Here is a 3,449-nt window from a genome sequence, read left to right as displayed (position 1 = left end):
GCCGATGTACTTCGGCTTATCCTTCGTTTTCACTGCCGGCCGGGGGTGGGCCGGTTCCGGGCGGAACCGGACCACCGCCGTCGCGCATCATGACGCGTGACCGCATGACTCGGTTCTACGTCACTGGAGTTTTCTACCGATGTCACATAATCTTCTGCGCACGGACTGCGGGGTGGGCCCTGCCGGTCACGACACCTTGCGAAGGATGCCGGTATGGACGGTCGGACGGCCACGTGGAGACGCCGGTTCGCCGCGTTGCTGTGCGCTGCCGCCGTCCTCGCGACCGCCGGATGCGTGCGCTTGGGCAGGGACCAGGACACCCGTCCAACCACGGCAGAGGAGACGCTGCATCTCTTCGACGCCTACGCGCAGGGGATCACCGATCCCGTCCTGGGACACACCGTGCGGGTCACCGGCGTTGGTTACGGCCTGCCGGATCTGGAATCCTCCGGCAAGTATCCGATGGTCCTGATACGGGTGAAGGCCACGGCAGGCCCCAAGCAACGCTCTCCATACCCGCTCTCCTGTGCAGATCTCAACGTGCGGCACGGCGCCGCGGTGAAAAGTGACCACTACCACCCGGTGAACACCTCCCTGAGTGCTGTGGGGCTGCGCCCGCTGCTGCCCGTCGAGGCAGGGGACACGGCCGAGGGGTGGTGCACCTATCATCGCCGGGAGGACGACGCAGACGATCTGCAGGTGGAGTACAGCCGCGAACGCTACCGAGACGATCACGGAAAATGGTTGGAGCCCGCCTACCAGCTCTCCGAGATCGAGCCGGAATCGGAGATCGATTGGGCTTCCTCCACCCCGACCGAACCGTCCCCCTCGCCGGCACCTTCGTCCCCCGACTCCTCAACCGACGAGCCCGCGGACGACTCCACGGAGTCGGAGTCGGCGACGCCCTCGTCGCCGACCGTCCGGCAAGCGACGTCCGATTGGATTCACGACGAGGAGACCGGCACGGCCGTCCGGGCCACGGGGGTCATCCCCAACCTCACGTTCACGCCCTCCGACGATACGACCAGCGTTGCGGTACGCGTACAGGTGGACGGCTCCAGAGTGGAGCGGGTGGACCCTTCCGAGCTGAACCGCAACCAGCAGGTGCAGTGCACCAATTTCCGACTCTGGGGCACCGCTGACAGGGAAGGAGTCCGGAGCGAGGACCTGATGAGATGGAGCCTCGAGAACCTGAGGGACAAGGACGGCGAAGAATTGAAGGAACTGCCGGACCTCGATCTGGGCCAGGACGGCCAAGGCTGGTGCATCTTCAAGATGCATCGACCCGATCTTGATGACCTGCAGTTGGAGTACATGAGGCCCGCCTTCTGGTTCAACGAGACCCTGGGCACGGACCGGACCATCAGGCCACCAGTGTCGGCGCTGATCTCCATCGATTTGGGGCAGGAGGTCGCACCATGATCCACACGGAGCATCGAAGGAAGCTCCGCCTCGGCCACTGTCTGAAGCTAACGGTGTCCCACCATAAATAAGCTGACATTGGAATTCTTCAATCTTCGTGACTATTCTCGTTACCACCGCACCCGGCACCGGCCGGGGAGCCTTCAGCCGAGGAAACGAGACATGAAGACCATTGGCCCCAAGTATTTGAAGACCGCCGCCGCCTCCGTCGGCATCGCCGCGCTGTTGGCGCTGACAGCCTGCAGCGGCTCGGACGACGAGAAACCGGCACCGGAATCGACCACCTCCTCCGCCGCTGAGGAGGAGACCACCGAAGCCCCCGCTCCCGAGGAAACCGAAGAGTCCGAGGAGACGGCCGCCGCCGAGGAGTCCGAGGACAATGGCGGCGAGTCCGCTGACGGCGAGCTGACGGAGATCAAGGCCAGCTCGGACAAGGGCACGGACTCGGTGCTGGAACACAGCTTCGAGGCCACCGGAATCGCGCTGGGATTCAAGGGCTCCGGTGACCGCGTTGACCCTCCGGGAAACAACAAGTACGTGGCCATCAAGGTGAAGGCCACCGCAGGCACCAAGTACTCCAACGGCCTGAGCTGCACGGCCTTCAAGCTCCAGGATGACAAGGCGAGCACGCCCAAGGGTTCCTACTCGCTGGTCAAGGACCGCCTCGAAGAGCTGGGGCTGACCCCCTTCGAGACCGTGCGTCGAGGCGAGACCGGCGAGGGCTGGTGCGCCTACTACTTGGAGAACCCCACCAAGGACAATCTCACCCTGGTCTACTCACGACTTGGCCTGAAGGATTCATCCTCCGGCAAGGAAGAGCCGCCTGAGTCCAAGGAACTGAAGATCACCCCAGAAGGCTGATCGCCGTTCAGTAAAAGGGTCGCCGGGTCCATGATTGGACCCGGCGACCCTTTTTCGTTCCTGCCCCTCATCGGAATCCGACGCCCCATCCGACCGTATCCACCACCCCAGACATTCCGTCAGTGCCACATGGGGAACCTACGCTGGCCTGACGGAAGGCCTGGGCAAGGAGTCACGCCGAGGCACCCACGACCTTGAGTGCCCCCTTGTCTCGCACCGGACGCCCCTGCGACTCCACGACCGGCGACCCCTGCGCCCTCTCCCCGACCGGGTTCTCGGGCTCCTTCACCAGCAGCCGGAATCCGATCCCACGCACGGAGACCACCTGCACTCCCCCACCGACTGCGGCCAGCCGCCTGCGCAACCGCTTCACCGCGGAGAACAGCATGTCGGTGTCCCCCAGATACTCGACGTCCCACACGGCCTCGATGATGTCCGCGAACGTCCAGACCTTCCCGGTGTCGCAGGCCAGCAGCTGCAGCAGATCGAATTCTCTGGCAGACATGTCCACGATTCGGCCGTCCACCGCGACCTCGCGCAGTCCTCGATCGATCACCAAAGGCCCGACGGTCAGGCATCGAGTGGGCGCCTCCGGCGCCTCGGTGGGGCCGCCCACGGCTCCGAGGCCTTCGGTGCCAGGGTGCGTCGTGTCGTCGGACATGGATACCGCGCTTGCCAGCAGGGATTCGACGACGCCCGCGTCCGCGGCGGCGACCACCACGGCGGCGCCATCCAGCGCGCGGGCCAGGGCGGCGACGTCCTCCGGCGTGGAACCCACGCAGATGACGTATCGGGTGTCTTTCCCTGCGGTTGACACGGCGACCTCCTGACGGGGGTGGATGGAGCGCGATGCCCGCCCAGAGGGCGGTCACGCTAGGGCCAGAACCTGAACGACTTGTTTCAGTCTTACACATCACGGTGTTGCTGAACACAGCTGATTCTCAACGAAATCTAATTTTCACGGCATCCGTGTCGCACGACGTCACACAAGCCGTTGCGGGCCGTGCCTGCTGCTCGCTGGCTAGTGGCGCTGAGTCCGGCTGATGGCGCAAAGAGCAGGGTCGGGGGGGGGGGGGGGGGGGGGGAGGCGGCGCGCCCCCGGGAAGGGAACCAGGCGGGCGAGCAACGCCCGCAGCGCGCGCACCGACAAAACACAAACGACGGCG

At 65.1% G+C, this 3,449-nt stretch carries 3 protein-coding genes; 2 read left to right on the top strand and 1 reads right to left on the bottom strand.

Translation table 11 applies throughout. The features are described from left to right. The first annotated feature begins 213 nt into the window (after positions 1-213). Both Q0A15_RS03540 and Q0A15_RS03535 read left to right on the top strand, forming a co-directional pair. The gene (locus Q0A15_RS03540) at positions 214-1,422 is read left to right on the top strand and encodes a hypothetical protein (RefSeq protein WP_291278159.1); all 1,209 of its coding nucleotides are present in this window, start codon (positions 214-216) and stop codon (positions 1,420-1,422) included. Between the two features lie 162 nt (positions 1,423-1,584). After that, positions 1,585-2,283 carry a hypothetical protein gene (locus Q0A15_RS03535; protein WP_291278158.1) on the top strand — a complete coding sequence of 233 codons (699 nt, stop codon included), beginning with the start codon at positions 1,585-1,587 and terminating at the stop codon, positions 2,281-2,283. 172 nt (positions 2,284-2,455) lie between these two features. On the opposite strand, the gene Q0A15_RS03530 is transcribed toward Q0A15_RS03535, so the two are convergent. After that, positions 2,456-3,100 carry a winged helix-turn-helix domain-containing protein gene (locus tag Q0A15_RS03530; protein WP_291278157.1) on the bottom strand — a complete coding sequence of 215 codons (645 nt, stop codon included), beginning with the start codon at positions 3,098-3,100 and terminating at the stop codon, positions 2,456-2,458. Positions 3,101-3,449: the final 349 nt, after the last annotated feature.

Origin of the sequence: Galactobacter sp. (assembly GCF_022712295.1) — a bacterium.
Classification (GTDB): domain Bacteria; phylum Actinomycetota; class Actinomycetes; order Actinomycetales; family Micrococcaceae; genus Galactobacter.
The sequence above is the reverse complement of the archived record's forward strand: the minus strand, read 5'-3'. Positions and strand labels throughout refer to the sequence as shown.

Excerpts from the sequence above, each read along its gene's own strand:
- Q0A15_RS03535 (WP_291278158.1), top strand. The coding sequence starts at position 1,585 with ATGAAGACCATTGGCCCCAAGTATTTGAAGACCGCCGCCGCCTCCGTC.
- Q0A15_RS03540 (WP_291278159.1), top strand. The coding sequence starts at position 214 with ATGGACGGTCGGACGGCCACGTGGAGACGCCGGTTCGCCGCGTTGCTG.